The sequence below is a fragment of the Candidatus Saccharimonadales bacterium genome (assembly GCA_035317825.1).
Lineage (GTDB): Bacteria > Patescibacteriota > Saccharimonadia > Saccharimonadales > Saccharimonadaceae > DATHGB01.
This window is the reverse complement of the sequence record DATHGB010000003.1, coordinates 1-19,922: the sequence shown is the minus strand read 5'-3', so window position 1 is coordinate 19,922 and position 19,922 is coordinate 1. Positions and strand designations below refer to the sequence as shown.

The 19,922-nt window shown below is 46.1% G+C and carries 36 protein-coding genes; 35 read left to right on the top strand and 1 reads right to left on the bottom strand.

All coding sequences use genetic code 11. From position 1 onward, the window contains the following. Positions 1 to 161: 161 nt before the first annotated feature. A complete protein-coding gene (locus tag VK497_00265; protein ID HMI08819.1) occupies positions 162 to 905 on the top strand; it encodes a hypothetical protein in 744 nt (247 codons plus the stop codon). A gap of 125 nt (positions 906 to 1,030) precedes the next feature. Here the strand turns inward: VK497_00265 and VK497_00260 are convergent, their stop codons facing one another. Beyond that, complete coding sequence (locus tag VK497_00260) at positions 1,031 to 1,270, bottom strand: DUF397 domain-containing protein (GenBank protein ID HMI08818.1); 240 nt, start codon at positions 1,268 to 1,270, stop codon at positions 1,031 to 1,033. 273 nt (positions 1,271 to 1,543) lie between these two features. Here VK497_00260 and rplC point away from each other — a divergent pair, with 273 nt between their 5' ends. From rplC to VK497_00090, 34 genes are all read left to right on the top strand, one after another. Continuing rightward, a complete protein-coding gene (gene rplC / locus VK497_00255) occupies positions 1,544 to 2,158 on the top strand; it encodes a 50S ribosomal protein L3 (protein ID HMI08817.1) in 615 nt (204 codons plus the stop codon). Further along, positions 2,158 to 2,775 (top strand): 50S ribosomal protein L4, encoded by a 618-nt coding sequence (gene rplD, locus VK497_00250; protein HMI08816.1) that lies wholly within the window; start codon positions 2,158 to 2,160, stop codon positions 2,773 to 2,775. The genes rplC and rplD overlap by 1 nt, the downstream gene beginning before the upstream one ends. Before the next feature lies 1 nt (position 2,776). Beyond that, on the top strand, positions 2,777 to 3,097 hold the full coding sequence (locus VK497_00245; GenBank protein ID HMI08815.1) for a 50S ribosomal protein L23: 321 nt from the start codon (positions 2,777 to 2,779) through the stop codon (positions 3,095 to 3,097). Further along, positions 3,097 to 3,936, top strand: coding sequence for a 50S ribosomal protein L2 (gene rplB / locus VK497_00240; GenBank protein ID HMI08814.1), 840 nt, complete (start codon positions 3,097 to 3,099; stop codon positions 3,934 to 3,936). Before VK497_00245 ends, rplB begins: the two co-directional genes overlap by 1 nt. Before the next feature lie 3 nt (positions 3,937 to 3,939). After that, a complete protein-coding gene (rpsS, locus tag VK497_00235; GenBank protein ID HMI08813.1) occupies positions 3,940 to 4,206 on the top strand; it encodes a 30S ribosomal protein S19 in 267 nt (88 codons plus the stop codon). Then, complete coding sequence (gene rplV / locus VK497_00230) at positions 4,206 to 4,613, top strand: 50S ribosomal protein L22 (protein ID HMI08812.1); 408 nt, start codon at positions 4,206 to 4,208, stop codon at positions 4,611 to 4,613. The genes rpsS and rplV overlap by 1 nt, the downstream gene beginning before the upstream one ends. A gap of 1 nt (position 4,614) precedes the next feature. Continuing rightward, positions 4,615 to 5,253, top strand: a complete 639-nt coding sequence (gene rpsC / locus VK497_00225) for a 30S ribosomal protein S3 (GenBank protein ID HMI08811.1) — start codon at positions 4,615 to 4,617, stop codon at positions 5,251 to 5,253. After that, positions 5,253 to 5,666 (top strand): 50S ribosomal protein L16, encoded by a 414-nt coding sequence (gene rplP / locus VK497_00220; protein ID HMI08810.1) that lies wholly within the window; start codon positions 5,253 to 5,255, stop codon positions 5,664 to 5,666. The genes rpsC and rplP overlap by 1 nt, the downstream gene beginning before the upstream one ends. A gap of 4 nt (positions 5,667 to 5,670) precedes the next feature. Continuing rightward, positions 5,671 to 5,895: a 50S ribosomal protein L29 gene (rpmC, locus tag VK497_00215; protein ID HMI08809.1), complete on the top strand. Its 225-nt coding sequence runs from the start codon at positions 5,671 to 5,673 to the stop codon at positions 5,893 to 5,895. Between the two features lies 1 nt (position 5,896). After that, positions 5,897 to 6,175, top strand: a complete 279-nt coding sequence (gene rpsQ, locus VK497_00210; protein HMI08808.1) for a 30S ribosomal protein S17 — start codon at positions 5,897 to 5,899, stop codon at positions 6,173 to 6,175. 2 nt (positions 6,176 to 6,177) lie between these two features. Then, positions 6,178 to 6,546, top strand: a complete 369-nt coding sequence (rplN, locus tag VK497_00205) for a 50S ribosomal protein L14 (GenBank protein ID HMI08807.1) — start codon at positions 6,178 to 6,180, stop codon at positions 6,544 to 6,546. 1 nt (position 6,547) lies between these two features. Further along, positions 6,548 to 6,871, top strand: coding sequence for a 50S ribosomal protein L24 (gene rplX, locus VK497_00200; GenBank protein ID HMI08806.1), 324 nt, complete (start codon positions 6,548 to 6,550; stop codon positions 6,869 to 6,871). Continuing rightward, the gene (gene rplE, locus VK497_00195; GenBank protein HMI08805.1) at positions 6,871 to 7,455 is read left to right on the top strand and encodes a 50S ribosomal protein L5; all 585 of its coding nucleotides are present in this window, start codon (positions 6,871 to 6,873) and stop codon (positions 7,453 to 7,455) included. Before rplX ends, rplE begins: the two co-directional genes overlap by 1 nt. Beyond that, a complete protein-coding gene (gene rpsN / locus VK497_00190) occupies positions 7,455 to 7,724 on the top strand; it encodes a 30S ribosomal protein S14 (GenBank protein ID HMI08804.1) in 270 nt (89 codons plus the stop codon). The genes rplE and rpsN overlap by 1 nt, the downstream gene beginning before the upstream one ends. Before the next feature lie 18 nt (positions 7,725 to 7,742). Beyond that, positions 7,743 to 8,144: a 30S ribosomal protein S8 gene (gene rpsH / locus VK497_00185; protein ID HMI08803.1), complete on the top strand. Its 402-nt coding sequence runs from the start codon at positions 7,743 to 7,745 to the stop codon at positions 8,142 to 8,144. Positions 8,145 to 8,163: 19 nt separating this feature from the next. Next, positions 8,164 to 8,697, top strand: coding sequence for a 50S ribosomal protein L6 (rplF, locus tag VK497_00180; GenBank protein HMI08802.1), 534 nt, complete (start codon positions 8,164 to 8,166; stop codon positions 8,695 to 8,697). Between the two features lie 2 nt (positions 8,698 to 8,699). Then, on the top strand, positions 8,700 to 9,053 hold the full coding sequence (rplR, locus tag VK497_00175; protein ID HMI08801.1) for a 50S ribosomal protein L18: 354 nt from the start codon (positions 8,700 to 8,702) through the stop codon (positions 9,051 to 9,053). 1 nt (position 9,054) lies between these two features. Beyond that, entirely contained in the window at positions 9,055 to 9,645 is a 591-nt protein-coding gene (rpsE, locus tag VK497_00170; GenBank protein HMI08800.1) for a 30S ribosomal protein S5, read from the top strand. Next, entirely contained in the window at positions 9,645 to 10,127 is a 483-nt protein-coding gene (rplO, locus tag VK497_00165; GenBank protein ID HMI08799.1) for a 50S ribosomal protein L15, read from the top strand. The genes rpsE and rplO overlap by 1 nt, the downstream gene beginning before the upstream one ends. A 94-nt stretch (positions 10,128 to 10,221) precedes the next feature. Continuing rightward, a complete protein-coding gene (gene secY, locus VK497_00160) occupies positions 10,222 to 11,631 on the top strand; it encodes a preprotein translocase subunit SecY (GenBank protein ID HMI08798.1) in 1,410 nt (469 codons plus the stop codon). A gap of 172 nt (positions 11,632 to 11,803) precedes the next feature. Continuing rightward, positions 11,804 to 12,028 carry a translation initiation factor IF-1 gene (gene infA, locus VK497_00155; GenBank protein ID HMI08797.1) on the top strand — a complete coding sequence of 75 codons (225 nt, stop codon included), beginning with the start codon at positions 11,804 to 11,806 and terminating at the stop codon, positions 12,026 to 12,028. A gap of 30 nt (positions 12,029 to 12,058) precedes the next feature. Beyond that, positions 12,059 to 12,175: a 50S ribosomal protein L36 gene (rpmJ, locus tag VK497_00150; GenBank protein HMI08796.1), complete on the top strand. Its 117-nt coding sequence runs from the start codon at positions 12,059 to 12,061 to the stop codon at positions 12,173 to 12,175. A gap of 2 nt (positions 12,176 to 12,177) precedes the next feature. Beyond that, entirely contained in the window at positions 12,178 to 12,564 is a 387-nt protein-coding gene (gene rpsM, locus VK497_00145) for a 30S ribosomal protein S13 (protein ID HMI08795.1), read from the top strand. A gap of 17 nt (positions 12,565 to 12,581) precedes the next feature. Then, on the top strand, positions 12,582 to 12,974 hold the full coding sequence (rpsK, locus tag VK497_00140) for a 30S ribosomal protein S11 (GenBank protein ID HMI08794.1): 393 nt from the start codon (positions 12,582 to 12,584) through the stop codon (positions 12,972 to 12,974). Between the two features lie 3 nt (positions 12,975 to 12,977). Continuing rightward, entirely contained in the window at positions 12,978 to 13,598 is a 621-nt protein-coding gene (gene rpsD / locus VK497_00135) for a 30S ribosomal protein S4 (GenBank protein HMI08793.1), read from the top strand. 17 nt (positions 13,599 to 13,615) lie between these two features. Beyond that, the gene (locus VK497_00130; GenBank protein ID HMI08792.1) at positions 13,616 to 14,539 is read left to right on the top strand and encodes a DNA-directed RNA polymerase subunit alpha; all 924 of its coding nucleotides are present in this window, start codon (positions 13,616 to 13,618) and stop codon (positions 14,537 to 14,539) included. Then, complete coding sequence (gene rplQ, locus VK497_00125; GenBank protein HMI08791.1) at positions 14,539 to 14,931, top strand: 50S ribosomal protein L17; 393 nt, start codon at positions 14,539 to 14,541, stop codon at positions 14,929 to 14,931. Before VK497_00130 ends, rplQ begins: the two co-directional genes overlap by 1 nt. Next, entirely contained in the window at positions 14,931 to 15,377 is a 447-nt protein-coding gene (gene rplM, locus VK497_00120; GenBank protein ID HMI08790.1) for a 50S ribosomal protein L13, read from the top strand. The genes rplQ and rplM overlap by 1 nt, the downstream gene beginning before the upstream one ends. Positions 15,378 to 15,379: 2 nt before the next feature. Beyond that, positions 15,380 to 15,778 (top strand): 30S ribosomal protein S9, encoded by a 399-nt coding sequence (gene rpsI, locus VK497_00115; protein HMI08789.1) that lies wholly within the window; start codon positions 15,380 to 15,382, stop codon positions 15,776 to 15,778. Between the two features lie 105 nt (positions 15,779 to 15,883). Further along, positions 15,884 to 17,026 carry a polymer-forming cytoskeletal protein gene (locus VK497_00110; GenBank protein ID HMI08788.1) on the top strand — a complete coding sequence of 381 codons (1,143 nt, stop codon included), beginning with the start codon at positions 15,884 to 15,886 and terminating at the stop codon, positions 17,024 to 17,026. A gap of 4 nt (positions 17,027 to 17,030) precedes the next feature. Beyond that, positions 17,031 to 17,249 (top strand): hypothetical protein, encoded by a 219-nt coding sequence (locus VK497_00105; GenBank protein HMI08787.1) that lies wholly within the window; start codon positions 17,031 to 17,033, stop codon positions 17,247 to 17,249. A 234-nt stretch (positions 17,250 to 17,483) separates the two neighbouring features. Continuing rightward, the gene (trpS, locus tag VK497_00100; GenBank protein ID HMI08786.1) at positions 17,484 to 18,524 is read left to right on the top strand and encodes a tryptophan--tRNA ligase; all 1,041 of its coding nucleotides are present in this window, start codon (positions 17,484 to 17,486) and stop codon (positions 18,522 to 18,524) included. After that, positions 18,524 to 19,693: an RluA family pseudouridine synthase gene (locus VK497_00095; GenBank protein ID HMI08785.1), complete on the top strand. Its 1,170-nt coding sequence runs from the start codon at positions 18,524 to 18,526 to the stop codon at positions 19,691 to 19,693. The genes trpS and VK497_00095 overlap by 1 nt, the downstream gene beginning before the upstream one ends. Beyond that, positions 19,690 to 19,922: hypothetical protein (locus VK497_00090; protein ID HMI08784.1), on the top strand; the 233-nt coding region annotated here is incomplete at its 3' end. The genes VK497_00095 and VK497_00090, both read left to right, overlap by 4 nt.

Here is a 19,922-nt window from a genome sequence, read left to right as displayed (position 1 = left end):
CCACGAAACTGGACATTGGTTGGGCCATAGCCATGCTAGCTGTGGCGGTGCGGGCCAATTAGCACCAGTCATGCAGCAGCAGTCGATTGACCTGCAAGGGTGTAAGTTTAACCCCTGGCCGCTTAACAGTGAGCTAAGCTCATCAAGGTTAGGACTTTAATATGAAAATACTTAAACGAGCAAATAGAAAAAAGCTATTGATCGTAGCAGCCCTTATCATCCTCGTTGCTGGTGGCGTGTATTGGATAATGAAATCTACCGAAACAGGTGCGACTAAGAGTATTCAGGTTCAGCAAACAACAGTGTCCGATGCGCTCAAGACACTTAATACGAAATTGGCCGCTAAGGAAATTGCATCAAAAGAGCGCGTAGGCGCATTTGATCAATTAAGCCAGGTACTTACACAGACCCAAGCCGCGTTATGTAAAGATCAAAAAAGTAATGTCGTATACAACCTTACTAAAGCTAAAGAAGAGTGTCAAGCTTCCCGTCAAAAATTAGACGAGGTAAAGACAGCAAATCAAAATATCGCTGATAGCGTTAAGGACGATCAAGCGCTGGCGCTCATTATGAACCAAGCAAAGGCAACAGATCCGACCGATCCTGCAAAACAATTAGAAATATGGACGACGATCGTATCAAAACTGCCGCCACTTAAGGTATCGGCTAGTTCAATAGAACTAAAGAACAGCCTAATCACTTCATCTACCGCATATAAAACAGCCTGGCAAGAGTTAATTACTGCCGACAAAGAACACAATAAGGCAAATTACGAGGGTACAATCAAACGGCTACAGGCCGTGCAAGGAACGGTTGTAAAAGCGTCGGAACAACAGGCGACGCAGCTTAAAACGCTATTAGGCAAATTAAAAACGGCAATGGCCGCTTACCGAACAATGCCGTAGGTCTCTTCTTTGTAAAATCAAATTAATATCTGTGATCAATAATATGGTGAGACCGGCAGATGCCGGGAGGAGAGGCTGTGTTAGCCCTCGACTCCCGACACCCACCGGGGGCGTCTCAGGTGAGATCAGGCGAGGTCGTCGAACTCGCCGTCGTGGACGCCACCGAGGAAGGCCTCGATTTCAGCCTTGGTGAAGACGAGCGCCGGGCCGCCGACGAAGCGCGAGTTGCGCATCGCAACGTTGCCGTCAGGCAGTTTGGCCACCTCGACGCAGTTGCCGTTGGGGCCACTGCGCTGGCTCTTCCGCCAGATGAGTTCGCTCATCGCGTCGCCGGGCATGCCGTTGTAAGGCTGGGTGTTCTGCACGAAGTGCTCCTGTTCGCTCGGATATGTCTACTCTCCCACTGAGAGCACTATTAATTATAAATGTTCTACAAATTTTATGCAACATATCTTAAGTTCTCACAATACTATTTAAGGTTGTTCTAATATGTCATAAATAGTTGACTCACCCCTATATCTGTGGTATATTCGGGAGGTAACTTATTACGTAATAACAACTCGTTCTTGGTGAATTGGTAAGTCTGACAGATCAGATACTGCCTTCCACCAAGAATTTTAAGTGGGAGCAAGAGTATAGTGAAAGCACTTCTCGGTACCAAAATTGGTATGACCCAAATCATTAGTGAGGATGGACGCGCAATTCCTGTGACGTTAATTCAAGCTGGCCCCGTTACTGTGACTCAGGTCAAGTCTGTCGAATCCGACGGCTATAACGCAGTACAGGTGGCATATGGTGAGGGTAAGAACCTGAGCAAGGCCGTTGCTGGACACACAAGTCCAGCTAAAGTGACCCCGAAACATATTCGGGAATTTCGTGTTACAGAACTACCTGAAGGTCTAAAGGTAGGTGACACGATCGACGTAAACCAGTTTGAACTAGGCGATGTCGTAGACGCGACTGGAACAAGCAAGGGTAAAGGTTTTGCCGGTACGGTAAAACGACATAACTTTAATACCAGTAAATCGACTCACGGTGGTAACGGAAACGTTCGTAAACCGGGTTCTATTGGATCAATGTATCCACAGAAGGTCTTTAAGGGTAAACGCATGGCTGGCCGTATGGGCCACGACCGCGTTACTGTTCAAAACCTTGAAGTGGCGTACGTTGATGCGGTTAACCATCTTATCGGTCTAAAGGGCGCTGTGCCTGGTCCGAAAAAAGGTCTGATTATCATCGGAGGGAAAGCATAATGGCTGAGATTACAAAACCAGCTGCTAAAACTACCCTGCCTAAGGAAGTCTTCGCAGTCGAAGTGCAAAACCACGAACTATTACGCCTAGCGTATGATTCGTTCCTTGCGAACAACCGTCTTGCAAGCGCAACCACGAAACAACGTGGTGAAGTCCGCGGTGGTGGTAAAAAGCCATGGAAGCAAAAAGGCACAGGTCGTGCACGATTCGGTTCATCACGAAACCCAATCTGGCGCGGTGGTGGTGTCGTATTTGGTCCACGCGGCAACGAAAACTACACAAAGCGACTTAGTACAACCAGTAAACGTGTTGCACTAAAACAAGCACTGACTCTAGCTGAAAAAGCCGGCAAGATTGTCGTCAAAGACATCAAGACCACCGGTAAAACAAGCGAAGTAGTAAAATTCTTGGCCGACAATAAATTTGACCGCAAGGTACTAGTTGTTGTTGACGAGAAGACACCAGAGCTGATCCGAGCAACTAGCAACATCCAGAATGTTCTACTTACCAGGTCAACTTACCTGAGTGTTTACTATATCCTTAACGCTGACAAGATCGTTATTGCCCCTAAATCACTCGAGACAATCAAAAACTGGCTCGTGAAGGAGGAGGCGTAATATGACATCTATTAGTGTTATCCCACGCGCAACCGAGAAAGCTTATGCCCAAAGCATCTCGAACAATGTTTACGTATTTAATGTTCCGCTAACAGCTAATAAACAAGAGATTATTGCTGCGGTGGAAACTCAATTTGAAGTAAAAGTAACTGGTATCAAAACACTAGTACAAAATGGTAAAGCAATTCGCTTTAGCCGCGGTAAAAACCGCTACCCAGGCAAGACAACACGTAAAGACTCTAAAAAAGCTTACGTCACTCTAGCTGAAGGTAATAGTATCCAAGTATTTGAACAACAGCCAGCAGAAGAGGAGAAGAAGTAATGCCAATTAAAGCTTACAACCCAACTACTCCTGCTCGTCGAGGCATGACAACAGAGGACTACAGTGAAATTACCACTCGTAAACCCCTAAAAAGTCTCGTCAAGAGCAAAAAGCAAAATGCTGGCCGTAACAACACTGGTCGCATCACCGTTCGTCACCGTGGTGGTGGTGTTAAACGACACTACCGTCTGATGAACCATAAACTTGCGCCTGGTACAGTTGCGACAGTCGAGGAAATCGAGTATGACCCTAACCGTTCAGCTCGTATTGCTCGTATCAAAGACCAGCACGGTCTTTACCATTACATCCTTGCTGACACGCAAATGATTAAGGGTAAGACTATCACCAGCGGTGAAGATGCGCCAATTGAAACAAGTAACCGTATGCCACTATCTAAAATTCCTGTTGGTTCACAGATCTACGCGATCGAAATTTACCCAGGAAAAGGTGCGCAAATGGTTCGTTCGGCTGGAACAAAAGCTCAGCTGATGGCTAAAGAAGGCGACCACGCTCAAGTGCGTTTGCCATCTGGCGAAGTCCGTCGATTCCGCCTAGAAGCAACTGCCGCTATCGGTATTGTTGGTAACGTTCAGCACCAAAACGTTAAAATCGGTTCGGCTGGTCGTAACCGTCGTAAGGGTATTCGTCCATCTGTTCGTGGTATTGCCATGAACGCTGTCGATCACCCGCACGGTGGTGGTGACGGTGGTGCTCACGGTATTGGCCGTACGCCTAAGACACCTTGGGGTCAGTTGACACTTGGATACCGTACTCGTCGTCGTAAAGATGTCAGTAAGTTAATCGTTAAAAGTCGCCATGAAGGTAAGAGGAAGAAGTAGTATATGAGTCGATCACTTAAAAAGGGACCATTCATCGACTTCAAGCTCGCTAAAAAAGTGGCGGCGCTTGGATCGACAGACCGTACTATTATCAAAACCTGGGCTCGTGCAAGCACGATCACCCCAGAGATGGTAGGACGTACGATCGCTGTTCATAACGGTAAAGTACATGTTCCAGTTCTTGTTTCGGAAAATATGGTTGGTCACAAACTCGGTGAGTTTAGCCCAACTCGTAAATTCCGCAAGCACGGTGGAAAGGATAAGAAGTAATGGCTGAACAACAAACCATTCGTGCCTACGCTAAAGGTGTTGACCAGACTCCACGTAAAGTTAGCCTGGTTGCTAGCCTAGTTCGTGGACGCACCGTAGCCGACGCACTTGTTATCCTAGAACACGTTCCAAAACGCGCAGCATTGCCTGTTAAAAAGGCAATCGAAAGCGCAAAGGCGAATGCAGTTAACACACACGGTCTAGACGGCAAAACACTTGCTATCTCGACACTATCAGTTACTGCAGGCACACGTTTGAAGCGATTCAAGCCAGCTAGCCGCGGACGTGCACTTCCATTCCAGAAGAAATCTGCAAACATCTTGGTTGAAGTAACCGGTGATGTAAAACCTAAGAAGAAGCCAGCAGCTGTAGTTGCTGACAAACCTGAAAAGAAGGAGAGCAAGTAATATGGGCCAAAAAGTAAACCCAATTAGCTTCCGCCTCCAGGTTCACAAGAACTGGGATTCACGCTGGTTCGCCGGTAAGCGTGATTTTGCCAAGTGGCTTGCGGAAGACATTCACATTCGCGAACTGATCGAAAAGAAGTTCGCGTCTCGCCCTACAATCAATCGTATTGAGATTGAACGTTCGGCAAACCTTATCACTATTACTATTCACACAGCAAAAGCTGGTGTTGTGATTGGTCGTGGTGGTGCAGGTGTTACGGAACTAAAAGCAGGTATCGAAAAGATCGCTAGCCTACCAGTTCGTATTAACATCGAAGAAGTAAAGCGTCCGGAACTTGCTGCAAAGCTTGTTGCTGAAAACATTGCCCGTCAGCTTGAACGCCGTATTAATTTCCGTCGTGCAATCAAGATGACTGCGCAAAACACTATGGCTGCAGGCGCCAAGGGTATTCGTATCCAGGTTGCCGGCCGTCTAAACAACGCAGAAATGGCTCGTACAGAAAAGGTGATTGAGGGTTCAGTCCCTCTTCACACGCTCCGTGCTGACATTGATTTCCACGTTGCGCGTGCCGCACTCCCTGGTGCTGGTATCGTTGGTGTGAAAGTTTGGATTTACAAGGGTGAAAGGGCTGATCGATAATGTTACTTCCAAAGAAAACCAAATATCGAAAAGTTCGCAAAGGTAAAAACGACGGCGTTGCTACTCGTGGCAACTACATCGCTTTTGGTGATTACGCACTCCAAAGCCAGACAAACGAACGAATTACCAGTCGTCAGATCGAGTCTTCTCGTCAGGCAATGACACGTTACATCAAACGTGGTGGTAAAATCTGGATTCGCATTTTCCCACACACCCCTGTTACGCGCAAGCCACAGGACGTGAAAATGGGTAGCGGTAAAGGTAACCCTGAATTCTTCGTCGCTAAGGTAAAAGCTGGCACCGTATTGTTTGAAATGAAGGGTGTTACCGAAGAAGTAGCCCGCGAGGCAATGCGTCTTGCCGGTCACAAACTTCCAGTAAAGACCCGCTTTATCAAGCGAGAGGAGGCCTAATACTATGGCTGACACGAAAACAACCAAGAAGGCAACTGAAGTGAAGACTATCGAAACACTCCAAGCTGAGCTCGCTACCAAGCAAGCTGATATGCTTGAAGCAAAACGTGGTCATGCTGCAGGTGAACTAGCTAACCCTAGGGTCATCACTGCCACACGTAAAGAAATCGCTCGTCTTCATACTGCTATCCGAGCAGCTGAACTTGACGCGGCAGAGGAGAGTAAATAATATGGCCAAGACATTGACCGGTACTGTCACATCGGATGTGGCAAACAAAACCATCACCGTCACTGTAACTAGTCGTGAAACGCATCCTATTTATGGCAAACAATATACTGTTAGCCGCAAATACGCCGCTCATGATGAAGACAATGACGCTAAAAAGGGTGATTTAGTAACAATTAGCGAAACTCGTCCCGTTTCAAAGCGTAAAAGCTTTAAACTAGACAAGATTCTTGAAAAGTCTCACGGTTCAATTGAACTAAAAGATGACGAGGTGAAGGCTTAGTTATGATTCAGCAAGAAACCCGTCTAAAGGTAACCGACAACTCGGGCGCAAAGGAAATCCTTTGTATCCGTGTTCTTGGCGGTACTAGGCGTCGTTATGCTCGTGTCGGTGACGTTATCGTCGCTACCGTAAAGCAAGCGAACCCAACTGGTACTGTGAAACGTAAATCAGTCGTTAAAGCTGTGATTGTTCGCACACGCGACCAAATTCAGCGTAAAGACGGCAGCACTATCGCTTTTGACGATAACGCTGCAGTAATTATTGGCGATGATAAAAACCCTAAGGCTACTCGTGTCTTTGGACCTGTGCCACGTGAACTACGTGACATGGGCTATGCGAAGATCATCAGCCTAGCTCCGGAGGTACTCTAATATGGCACGTCGTATTCAAAAAGATGACATCGTAAAGATCATCTCTGGAAGCAAAAAGGGAACGACAGGTAAGGTACTTTCTGTTCTTACGAAAAAGAACAGTGCGCTTATCGAAGGTGTCGGTACAAAACACCGCCACGTTAAACCAAGCCAGCTTAACCCACGTGGTGGATCTAAGGATATTCATACTCCAACTCCACTCCATAAACTAGCGCTTGTTGTTGACGAAAAAACCAGCAAGACTAGTCGTGTTGGTTACATCAAGAACGCCGACGGTACCAAGGTTCGCCTTGCTCGTCAGCTAAAAAATAAGGAGATCAAGTAATGGCTAAAACTACAGCTACTACTAACGCAACTCCTCGCTTGAAAGCTTTATATAAGGATACTTATGTCAAAGAACTCCAAGCCGAATTGAAACTCGGTAACGTACATCAAGTACCAAAACTCGAGAAAATCGTGGTAAGCGTTGGTATCGGCAAGAACAAAGACGACAAACGTTACTACGAAGCTGTCCGCAACACACTAACCAAGGTTACTGGTCAATCACCAGTTGACCGTATGGCTAAAAAATCTATTGCAGGTTTTAAAATCCGTGCCGGTATGAACCGTGTTGGTATTAGCGTGACACTACGCGGTAGCAGAATGTACGAATTCCTCGACCGTTTAGTCAACGTATCACTTCCACGTGTTCGTGACTTCCACGGTGTATCAGCTAAGTTTGACAAGGGTGGAAACTATAATCTAGGTTTGGTTGAGCAATCAATCTTCCCAGAGTTAACATTCGAAGAAACGCAGGTTCTACACGGCCTACAGGTAACGTTCGCTATTCGTAACGAAGATGTTGCTCACAGCCGTGCATTACTAGAGAAATTTGGTATGCCGTTTGAGAAAGAAGGAGGCGCACGCTAATGGCTAAGAAATCTATGATCGCTCGCGACGAAAAACGCAAGAAAATGATTCTGAAGTTTGCCGCAAAGCGCGCTGAACTAAAAGAAGTCGGTGACCTAGAAGGCCTACAGGCACTTCCAAAGAACAGTAGCCCAAGCCGCTGGAAGAACCGGGATGTATTATCTGGTCGGCCACGTGCTTACATGCGTCGATTTGGACTAAACCGTATTAACTTCCGTGAAAAAGCCTCAAAGGGTGAAATCCCAGGCGTCACGAAGAGTAGTTGGTAAGAAGGAAAGGAATTACATATGTCATTACAATCAACTGACCCAATTGCCGACCTTCTTACCCGCATTCGAAACGCGGCTATGGTTGGCAAAGCAGAAGTTCGTGTTCCATCAAGCAAATTGAAGGTAACAGTTGCCCAGCAACTTAAAAAGAACAAATACCTTGCAGATGTAAAAATCGAAGCAGGCAAACCACGCGACACGCTGGTTATTACTATCAACAAACCTGGCGAAAACAGCACAATTACCGAGATTACTCGTCTGAGTAAACCTGGTCGTCGTGTTTACGTCGGCAGTAACGATATCCCACGCGTTAAAAGCGGCCGTGGCCTTGTACTAATCAGTACCTCAAAAGGTGTGATTACTGGTCACGAAGCAGTTAAGCAACGCCTTGGTGGTGAATTACTACTTAAGGTATACTAGGAAAAATTAAGGAGCAAATATGAGTCGAATCGGAAAACTACCAATTGACGTACCTGCAGGTGTGACAATCACGGTCGACTCAGATGTTATTACAGTCAAAGGCCCTAAAGGCGAACTGACCGTACCACATCTGAGCGACGTTACTGTGACCCTAGAAGGTACACAAGCAATCGTTACCCGCAAGGATGACGAACGCATCGCCAAAGCCCAACACGGGTTGCAGCGTGCATTACTAAATAACGCCGTCGACGGTGTTACTAAAGGTTTCGAAAAGAAACTTGAAGTAAACGGTGTCGGTTTTCGTATAAACGGTGGCGGCCAGGCTATCGAAATGAGCCTTGGTTTTTCTCACCCTGTGAAATACACAGCGCCTGAAGGCGTCAACCTTACTGTTGAAAAGATGACTATTACAGTCAACGGCATCGACAAACAACAGGTTGGCCAAGTCGCTGCTGAAATCCGTTCGCTTAAAAAACCTGAACCTTACAAAGGTAAAGGTATTAAATATGCTGACGAAGTTATTCTTCGTAAGGCAGGAAAGGCTGGTAAGTAGCAATGAGTAATCTAGCAAAAAAACTACTCAACAAATCGTTACGTAAAAACCGCGTACGTAGTAAAGTATCTGGTTCTGCCGAGCGTCCACGCCTTACGGTAACAATCAGCAACAAGCACATCAACGCTCAGATCATTGACGACGTAAAACAGCACACGCTAGTTGCTAGCACCACTGTTGGTACGAAAATGACCGGTTCTATGGCTGAAAAAGCTGCCCAAGTTGGTGCAGATATTGCAAAGAAAGCAAAGAAAGCAAAGATTAACGCAGTTGTATTTGACCGCAACGGACGCCAGTACGCTGGCCGTCTAAACGCACTTGCAGATGCTGCTCGTAAAGAAGGATTGGAGTTCTAATATGGCTGAACAAGCTACTACTAACGCTCGCGCTCCTCGTGGAGCAGCACCAGGCCGCCGCGACAACCGTCGTGACCAAGCTCCTGCAGAGCCAAAGCAATTTGAAGAACTAGTTATCAACATCGACCGTGTTGCACGTGTCGTAAAGGGTGGACGACGTTTCCGCTTCAAGGCTCTTGTGGTCGTTGGTGATCGCAAAGCTAAAGTTGGTGTTGGTGTTGCCAAGGGTGCTGACGTTCAGACAGCTATCGCTAAAGCAACTGATGTCGCTAAAAAGAACATGATTACCGTTCCAATAGCTAACGACACCATCCCACACGACGTTGAAGTTAAGTTTTCAGGCGCGCAAGTGCTTCTTATGCCTGCTGCTCCTGGTACCGGTACTATCGCTGGTGGTGTTGTCCGTTCAATCATCGGGGTTACCGGTATCCGTAACCTTCTTTCTAAATCCCTAGGATCTACGAACAAGGTGAACATTGCCTACGCAACCATCGAAGCTTTGAAGACACTCGTTCCAAAAGACCAGTGGCTAAACGCTCCTACCAAAAAACCTACTGCTAAAAAAGCAGCTACGGAAGAGGAGGCTAAGTAATGAAATACAACGAACTCCAGGTTAGCGCAAGCAAAACCAAAAAACGTGTCGGTCGTGGTATCGCTGCTGGTCAAGGTAAAACTGCCGGTCGTGGTACAAAAGGTCAGGGATCTCGTACTGGTAAGAAACTAGGTGTCATGTTCCAGGGTGGTCAGCGTGCACTTGTGCAAGCCGTACCAAAAGCCCGTGGATTCAAGAGCCTTCGAACTCCAGCACAGGTTGTCTACCTAGATCACCTTAACGCTTTCAAAGGCAAAACGGCTGATAACTTTACACTATTTGAAGCGGGTTACATTGCTACACCGTTCCAAACAGTAAAAGTAATCGCACGTGGCGAGTTAACTGAAAAAGTAACCCTAAAGGTCCAAGGCGCAAGTAAAAGTGTCCGAGAAGCTATTACAAAAGCCGGCGGAACTTTTACAAAAACTGCAACTCCACTCAAAAAGAGCACGGCAGAAGCAGAAAAAGCAGACAAAAAATAAAACTGCTGTATTTTTCGGGGTATACTAAATATAGTGTACTCCGTGGAGTAACAACAGCTACAGGCTAATTACAGAAGAGGGTAGAAAAAAATTCATGAACTGGAAAACGATCTTCCGATCATTCAAGAACAAAGATATGCAGAAACGTCTGCTTATCGTTATAGGTATCATTGTCGCATATCGTCTGCTTGCACACATTCCGGTGCCACTCGCTGAACCAACGCAGCTAAAAGAAGTTATTAACAGCGTTATTGGCGGAAGTGATTTTGGTGGATTCCTAAACCTCCTCTCGGGTGGAGCGCTTGCGCAATTCTCGATCGTCCTTGTTGGAATGAGCCCGTTCATTACGGCATCAATTATCACGCAACTTCTTACCAAAGCAATTCCAAAGCTTGAAGAACTTCACAAAGATGGTGAATCAGGCCGCCGCAAGATTAACCAGTGGACGCGTATGCTTAGCGTACCGCTTGCTATCGTGCAGTCTATCGCGTTTATTTACATCCTTCGCCAAACCGTCCTTGCCGGTAACAGTACGGGTCTATCTGACCCGACGCCAATTGAATGGATCGTCGCCGTAACCGCTATGACCGCTGGATCGATCCTCCTTATGTGGCTGGGTGAGCTTATCACTGAACAGGGCATCGGAAACGGTATTAGCCTTGTGATTTTCGCTGGTATTATTAGCCAGCTACCATCAACCCTCGCAACGATTACAAGCTCCCTATTCGATACGTCAAAAGGCGCGCTGAGTGTCTTTGGCTGGTTCGACATTCCCGTTAATCCGCTGGCGTTCTGGGTAGTACTCGCCGTGGCGCTGGTATCGTTACTAGTGTTATATATACTCGTAAAGATTAACGAGGCCCAACGAGTCATTACCGTCAACTACGCCAAGCGTGTGCAAGGTAACAGTAGTTATGGTGGCGTCAAAAGCATCCTGCCGGTTAAGCTGATTGCTGCCGGTGTGATCCCCGTGATCTTTGCCGTAGCATTCTTGTCACTTCCAGCATTCCTGGGACAAGTGCTTAAAGCCACGGGTAATCCCGCCTACCTTGAAATTGCTAATAACCTTATCGCATGGTTCCAAGCTCCGCAGCCAGGTGCATTTACGGGCGACACGCTCAGCGCTATCATTTACCCGGCTAGCTACTTTGTCCTTGTTATCCTATTTACGTACTTCTATACGGGAATTGTCTTTAACGCAAATGAAATATCTGAAAACCTGCAAAAGCAAGGTGGATTCGTCGAAGGCGTCCGTCCTGGTATCCAAACCGAAAAGTACCTTTCGCGAACAGTTAACCGTTTAATTCTGTTCGGATCAATCGCGCTTGGACTTATCGCTGTCATGCCATTTGGTGCCGAGTATATTTTTGCCCAATTTGGTATTAATGCAGCCAATCTTGCCATCGGTGGTACCGGACTGCTCATCGTGGTCTCTGTAGGGCTCGAGACGCTTCGTCAGATCAACTCACGTGCTCTTATGGTCACGTACGACGACTACCAGTAGGGAGAGACCGTCAAAGGAACGTGCAGACGGTTTAATCGCCTAACATATTGACGTCAGCGCATAATCAGCTACAATAGTTAATATCAAATTAGTTCCACAGCACTTCGTGGAGATTTTCTAAAAAGCACTTGCGGCGCTTAATGATTTCGTGTATAATCTACTACTGTTATCTATGGCTAGTTTAAAGGAAGTAATTAAGATGCAGGGAAAGGTGGTGGAAGCACTGCCTAATACTCAATTCATGGTAGAACTTGAAAACGGTCATAGGGTTCTGTGTCATATATCGGGTAAAATGCGCAAGCACTATATTCGTCTGGTACCGAACGACAGAGTAGAAGTTGAGATGACCCCTTACGATCTTACTAAGGGTAGAATCACCTTCCGCTTGCGAGATTAAATTTAACGGAAAGCTGGAGTTTTAACGCTCATGAAAGTTCGTGCGAGTGTCAAAAAAATCAGTCCCGATGATCAACTAGTTCGCCGTAAAGGCCGACTACGCGTCATCAACAAGAAAAAACCTAAGAATAAGCAAAGGCAGGGTTAAGCATGGCTCGAATTGCTGGGGTAGTAATCCCATCAGAAAAGCAAGTTCAGATCGCATTGACGTATATTTACGGCATCGGTCCAAAATTTGCATCGACCATCCTTGCGGCGGCAAAAGTTGAGCCGACCACTCGGGTGAAAGATCTCACCGAGGCTGAAGAACAACGTCTACGCGAAATAATCGATGCAGATTATACCGTAGAAGGCGACCTACAGCGCTTGGTAACTAATAACATTAAGCGTTTAAAGGACGTCAATGCGTATCGTGGTTTACGACACAAAGCAGGACTCCCCGTTAATGGACAGCGCACTCGAACGAATGCACGAACTCGTAAGGGTAAAGCTGTCGCAGTAGGCGGAACGCAAAAGAAGGCCGCGTCTAAGACGTAGAAAGGAGATTATATATTATGGCAGAAGTTAAAACGACAACACGAAAAAAACAGCGCCGAGTAGTCTCCTCGGGTCAGTTGCATATCCAAGCAACGTTCAATAACACTATTGTGACGTTCACAGACAAAAAAGGTAATAAATTGACCGCAAGTAGCGCAGGCGCATGTGGTTTTCGTGGTAGCAAAAAAGGCACAGCATACGCTGCGCAAATCGCTGCCGAAAAAGCCGCAGAAGCTGTTAAGACACTTCACGGACTTAACACTGTTGACGTTTTCGTCAAAGGCGTTGGTCTAGGTCGTGATGCAGCCGTTCGCGCAATGGCAAACTTCGAAATTACCGTTGATAGTATTAAAGACGTGACTGGCGTACCACATGGTGGTGTTCGTCCACGTAAGGCACGAAGGGCTTAATCTATGGCACGAGATACTTCTCCTATTGTGAAGCAAAGCCGCCGCGAAGGTTACGCGCTTCACCCTAAAGCACACAAAATCATGGCTAAAAAATCTGGTATTCCAGGTCAGCATGCACATGGCCGCCAAGGTAAAGCTAGTCTTTACTCTACGCAGCTACGTGAAAAGCAAAAAGTTCGTCGTACGTACGGTCTGCTTGAAAAGCAGTTCGCACGCCTCATGAACGAAGCAAGTCGCCGTAAGGAAGGTCTAGCAGGTGAAAACCTACTTCAACTTCTTGAACTTCGTCTTGATAACGCAGTGTACCGCGCTGGTTTTGCAACTAGCCGCCGTGCCGCACGTCAACTCGTTGGCCACGGACACTTTATGCTAAACGACCGCCGTGTCGACATTCCGTCAATCCGCGTTAAAGCTGGTGACGTAATCGTTGTCCGACCAAAAAGCACCAAATCTGGATACTTCTCACAACTTGATGACGTCGTTAAGGATTCAGTCCAAAGTCCTCTTAGCTGGTTAAAAACCGATGCGAAGAAGATGAAGATTGAAATCACAGGACTTCCAAAGCGTGAAGAAGCCGAAGCAGACATTAATGAGCAGTTAATTGTTGAGTACTACTCACGGTAAGGGCAAGGAGATATAATATGTCAAAAGTAATTCACAACCCAGCTTTGGCCAACATCGACGAACACAGCGCGTCAAGCGCAACCTTTTCGATTGAACCTTTGCACGCCGGCTACGGCAATACTCTCGGTAATAGCTTACGCCGTGTGCTTCTTTCAAGTATCGAAGGTGCAGCAATTGTTGCTTTCCGTCTAGAAGGTGCGACTCACGAATTTACAACTATTCCAGGTGTAAAAGAAGACGTTGTCGACATCATGTTAAACCTTAAAAGCATTCGCCTAAAGGTTCATACTGATCAGCCCGTTGAACTTCGTCTTGAGAAAAAAGGTGCAGGTGTCGTTACCGCTGGTGACATCAAGACAACTGCCGACGTAGAAGTAATTAACCCTGAACAGGTTATTGCAACTATTGATGACCCTAAAAAATCAGTGCTTATCGACCTTGTTGTCGAAGCTGGTCGCGGGTATCGTACTATCGAAGATGCAAGCGAATCACGTCTTCACAGCGATATGATCGCTCTAGACGCTGTATTCAGCCCAGTTCTACGTGTTCGCTACAAAGTTGACAACACTCGTGTTGGTCAAGAAACTAACCTTGATAAACTTCTTCTTACGGTTGAAACTGACGGTTCTTTGAGCCCACGTGAAGCTTTCGAAGAAGCTGCAGCTATTCTCGTTAACCAATACACGGCACTTGCTGGTTCAACTACCGTTGAAGCTGCTCCTGCTCTTGGTCAAGACGACGAAGATGAAGTTAGCGAACTAAACACATCAATCGAAGAACTTAACCTAACTGCTCGTACGGCGAATGCGTTGATCAACAACGACATCCGTACGGTTCACGATCTTGTTACGCTTAGCGAACAAGATCTACGCGAACTAAAGGGCTTTGGTTCAAAAGCACTTGATGAGGTTAAGGATAAACTAGCGGAGCTTGAACTCTAATGCATCGACATGGTTACAAAGGGCGCAAGTTTAGTCGCGAACGCGACCAGCGCCGCGCACTCTTAAAAGGTCTAGCGACCAGTCTTGTCGAACACGGCAAAATTGAAACAACGCTACCAAAGGCCAAAGAGCTAGTGCGTTACATAGAAAAATTAATTACCAAGGCTAAAAAAGGTGATCTACATAACCGCCGCCAAGTGATTGCTGCATTGTCTACCCAGGCAGCTGCATTCAAACTAGTGGACGAAATTGCACCTCAGCTTACTGGCCGCAATAGTGGTCACGTCCGAGTTACCCGCACACGCATTCGTGTAGGTGACGGTACTCAGATGGCAACAATTGAATTTGTTGATGAGCTAAAAGCCGCTCCTAAAGAGGAGGTGAAAGCATAATGGCTGTTGTAAACGCAAAAACGTATTCACAAAAGCCAAGCGAAGTTAACCGCCGTTGGATTCTTATCGACGCGTCAGAAGCTCCACTTGGTCGTACAGCGACACAGATTGCTAAATACCTTATCGGTAAATACAAACCAAACTACACACCTCACATTGATGGCGGCGACTACGTTGTTGTTATCAACGCTAAGGACACAGTTGTAACTGGTGACAAAGAAACTGGTAAGATCTACTACCGTCACTCTGGTTTTCCAGGTGGTATCAAGGATGCAACTCTTGCTGAAGTACGTGAAAAGTACCCAGAACGAATCATCGAAGCTGCGGTTAAGGGAATGCTTCCTAAAAACAAGCTTTCACCTGAGCGCATGAAACGTCTGAAAATCTTTGCAGGTAGCGACCACGCTCACACTGCTCAGACTCCAGAGAAAGTTGAGGTTAAATAATCATGGCTGAAGGAAAATACTTCTACGGTCTTGGTCGTCGTAAAGCCGCTACTGCCCGCGCACGTCTGTACGCAGGCAAAGGAACGGTGACTATTAACGAAAAACCAGCTGCCGACTACCTTTCAGGTAACAAAACCCTTCTTGCTGAAATCACAGATCCTTTGGCTCTCGTGAACAAGCAAAAAGACTTTGACATCACTGTTAAAGTTAAGGGCGGCGGACTTGCTGGTCAAGTTGACGCGATCAAATTAGCTATTGCAAAAGCATTGACTGTTGGTCACGCAGACTTACGTTCAACGCTTAAAAAGGCTGAGTTCCTACGCCGCGATCCACGCGAAAAAGAACGCAAGAAATATGGTCTTCGTTCAGCTCGTAAACGCGAACAATACTCAAAACGTTAATCTACAGATTACGTACAACACACCGCCCGTACAGGGCGGTTTTTGTTTGAGTTTTTACTAAGCCAACCATAAGGGTATATAATAAAAGTATCTAAAGGGGGACATATGAAAAAAATTATCGCGGTTATCATAGCTACGCTGTCCGCAGGTCTACTCCTAACGGCGGGCGTATCAGCGACGAGCTCAAACGTTAACTACAAAGGTGGTGATAATGTCACTCTAGAACGATCAAAAGTCGTTAACGGGGCTTACTACACGTCAGGCGACACCGTGACGATCGCAGGTACTGTAAAAGGTGATCTGTATTGTGCCGGAAAGACCGTTTTTGTCACCGGAACGATTGAAGGCGATGTATTTTGTGCCGCGCAAACTATAAAAATTGCCGGAAATGTCGATGGCGACGTACGCGTGGCGGGCCAAACGGTCACAATCGACGGAATAACCTCTCGCAACGTAACTGTTTTTGGTGAAGTTGTAGACGTCGCTAAGACCGCTATAATTGGACGCGACCTTAATGGTGCGAGCAACAGCGTCACTGTTGACGGTAAAGTAGGTCGCGATGTCACCATCGGTGGAAATACTGTTTCTATCCTAGGTATCATAGGGCGCGACGTTGGTGTCGCTAGCGAAAACCTTACTATTAATGAAGAGGCATCTGTTGCAGGTTGGGTTCGCTACACAAGCCAAAACGAAGCTTCGATTGCAGAGGGCAGTGTAAAGGGTGAAGTAAAATACACCAAAAAAGAAGATGACGCTGCTGCAGCCGATTCAAACGCCGCAACTATTTCCTCGTTTATCTATATGCTTCTTGCATTTGCCATACTATCTCTAGGAATAGTACTTATTGCCCCGCAACAAGTACATGCGGTCGGTATTACGGGTATTAAGCGCCTAGGCATGTCTATCCTCCTTGGTATTTTTGCTCTGCTCGCTGTGCCTATTCTGTTAGTCCTCCTTGCGCTGACATTCATTGGTATGCCCCTCGCTCTACTACTAGGGTTAGTATGGATCTTGCTTCTTGTGCTAAGCGGCCCGATGTTTGCCTACTATTTAGGGCGACTCTTACTGCGAAAACACACGGATAACGCTATCTGGACCATGCTCGTAGGCGCTGCAATGGTCGTCGTCTTATTCATTATTCCAATTGTTAATGTTATCGTTGGGCTAACATCACTAATCCTAGGTATGGGTATGGTCAGTCTATACGTTATGTCTCGTCTACAAAAGCCACATTATACGGTAAAATAGATATATGGGATTATTCGACGACTTACTTGGTGTTGCAAAAGAGCTAAACGACATCAAAACAGAAATAACTGACACCGTAGGGGGCGCTGTTGGCGACCTTGCGGGGCTTAAGGATGAAGCAACCTCTGCCGTTTCACGACTTCAAGATGAAGCAACGACCGTAAAAGATGATGTTATGGGCAGAATTTCTGACGTTACGGACGGCTCGAAAAGCCAAGAATAGCTATTGCGCGTTCAATCGGTATTTGATATTGTAGCGTTATGACGAAGCAAACCACCATACAAAAAAGCTGGCAAAGCCGAACTTTTTGTGACGGTTTGTTCCGTGTTTTTTAAAACACCCTCTAAAATACATCGATGAAACCGTCACATACGACGGTTTTTTATTTATAAACACGTACCAATTTGGCCCAATAACAGATAAAGCAGACCAAATTAAGGTATAATAGGAGAAGATATGACAAAGCCTACAATTCTAACTGGACTTCGTGCTAATAACGACCTAACTATTGGCAACTATTTCGGTGCTATTTTGCCAATGATTGACATGGCAAAAAAACGATCTGACGAATATCAGGTTAACATGTTTATTCCAGATCTTCATAGTTTTACGACACCGATTGATCACAGCACGCTTTATGATCAAATCCTTCATAACGCACGTCTATTTACTGCGGCAGGACTTCCGCTTGATAACGACAGTATTTATCTGTATCGCCAAAGTCATGTACCTGCACATAGCGAACTTACCTGGATTTTGGACTGTTTCACCGGTTTTGGTGAGATGAATCGTATGACACAGTTTAAAGATAAGTCAGCTACAGTCGGTAGCGAGCGTACGAGTGTTGGTTTATTCAATTACCCAATTCTTATGGCTGCGGATATTTTGCTCTACAACACCAAATACGTACCTGTCGGCGATGACCAAACACAACACCTCGAATTTGCGCGTGATATTGCCGAGCGTATCAATAACCGATTTGGCGATGTATTCGCCATTCCCGAAGCAGTCAAAGACCAGCACGAATTCTTCGGCAAAGACCAAGGGCTTCGTATTAAAGACCTCGTAGACCCAGCTAAAAAGATGAGTAAGTCTGACGAAATTGGCAAAGGCGTTATCTTTCTAGGTGACGATCCTGAAGTTGCAGCTAAAAAAGTTATGTCGGCTACAACGGATGACAGAGCTGAAATCCATTTTGACCGTACTAACCAACCGGGTATTAGTAATCTTCTTGAGATCCTTACGCTCCTACGCGGCGGTGATTTACAGCAAACTATCGGCGAGTTTGAAGGTCAAACTAGATATGGTGATTTTAAAAAGATCGTTGCCGATGAAGTAAAGGAATTTTTAGTTAACTTCCAGTCAAACCTGACAAACGTCGATGACAACGCTATTTTAGCTAAACTAGAATCATCAGAAGCGGCGATGAATGTTACGGCTAACGCAACGCTCCTTCGCACTCAACAAGCCATTGGGCTTCGACCGAGAGGAAACTAATGGTCAAAGTATCAAGCGGTGATATTCTAGCTATTTTAAGGCGCTATAAATTAGCCGATGAAGATAACGTACCTCGCCATATAGAACAGGTCAGGTTTTCAAATCCTAATCCTAAAAACACGCTTATTTCGTTTCGCTTTAATAAACAACAATTTTATGTATTGTTTGATGACGCAGCTGAAGACGACACTGACTATGTTCTCGAGCAAATCCGCACCGATAAACAAGATGCTAATGGCGAAGTTCTTCAAAATCCAAATGATCACATTACGACATACGCCTTACCATTTAAGGGCAAGGAAGTGTATCTATTTGTCGCAAAATCACTCAAACAGCGATTAGACAGTATCCTACCTGAACGCTTTCCAGATATTTCCCGTAGTACATGGCAAAAACATGTCAAAGCTGGCCATGTAAGCGTAAATGGGGAAGTAGTACTATCGCCAAAGCAAGATGTACTCGAAACAGACTCGATTGTCATTTCCATTCCGGAAGCAACAGACTACAGTGCAGATGAACTTCCGATCATCTATCTAGATGATAACGTCATTGTCGTCAATAAACCCATCGGTGTCTTAACCCACGCCAAAGGTGCGTTAAACGACGAATTTACCGTTGCTGACTTCTTTAGACGATATACGACCGTAGGACTCGATACGAACCGTCCAGGTATTATACACCGCCTGGACCGCGACACAAGCGGCATTATTATCGGTGCCCGCAACCCGGAAACAGCAACGTTACTACAAAAACAATTTGCTGATCGAAAAACGAAAAAAACATACCTTGCCGTTGTCGATGGAATACTTAAAAATCCCGAAGCTAAAATTGACCTGCCGATTGCACGTAATCCATCAGCCCCAAGTACGTTTAGGGTTGATGCGAAAGGTAAAGCAGCCGTCACGAGCTACACTGTGCTTGCTACGACCGATACAAAAAGCCTTGTAGAACTTCGTCCGGTGACAGGCCGTACTCACCAGCTACGCGTTCACATGAGCTACCTAGGAGCACCGGTTCATGGTGACCGGGTATATGGTAAAGCCGCAGACCGCCTTTATCTTCACGCCGCTAAGCTTGAGGTTACTATACCACCAAGCAACCGACAAACGTTTATCGCACCAGTGCCGAAAGAATTCACAGCGGAGTTTCCAAAAACAATCTATTCATGAAGCTAGTAATTCATCCTACTTCCCGGGAACAACTCGATCTTAGTATCAAAGACCTCCCACAGTCACTTTTACTAAGCGGCCCCAGGGGTGTAGGCTTATCTACGATTGCACTTCAGATCGCAGGCAAGCAACTAGCGGCCACTTTGCGACCACAGGACAAAAAGGAACAAGCTGACAGCGAGCGGGGAACTATCACTGTTGAGATGATCCGATTACTATATGACCAGAC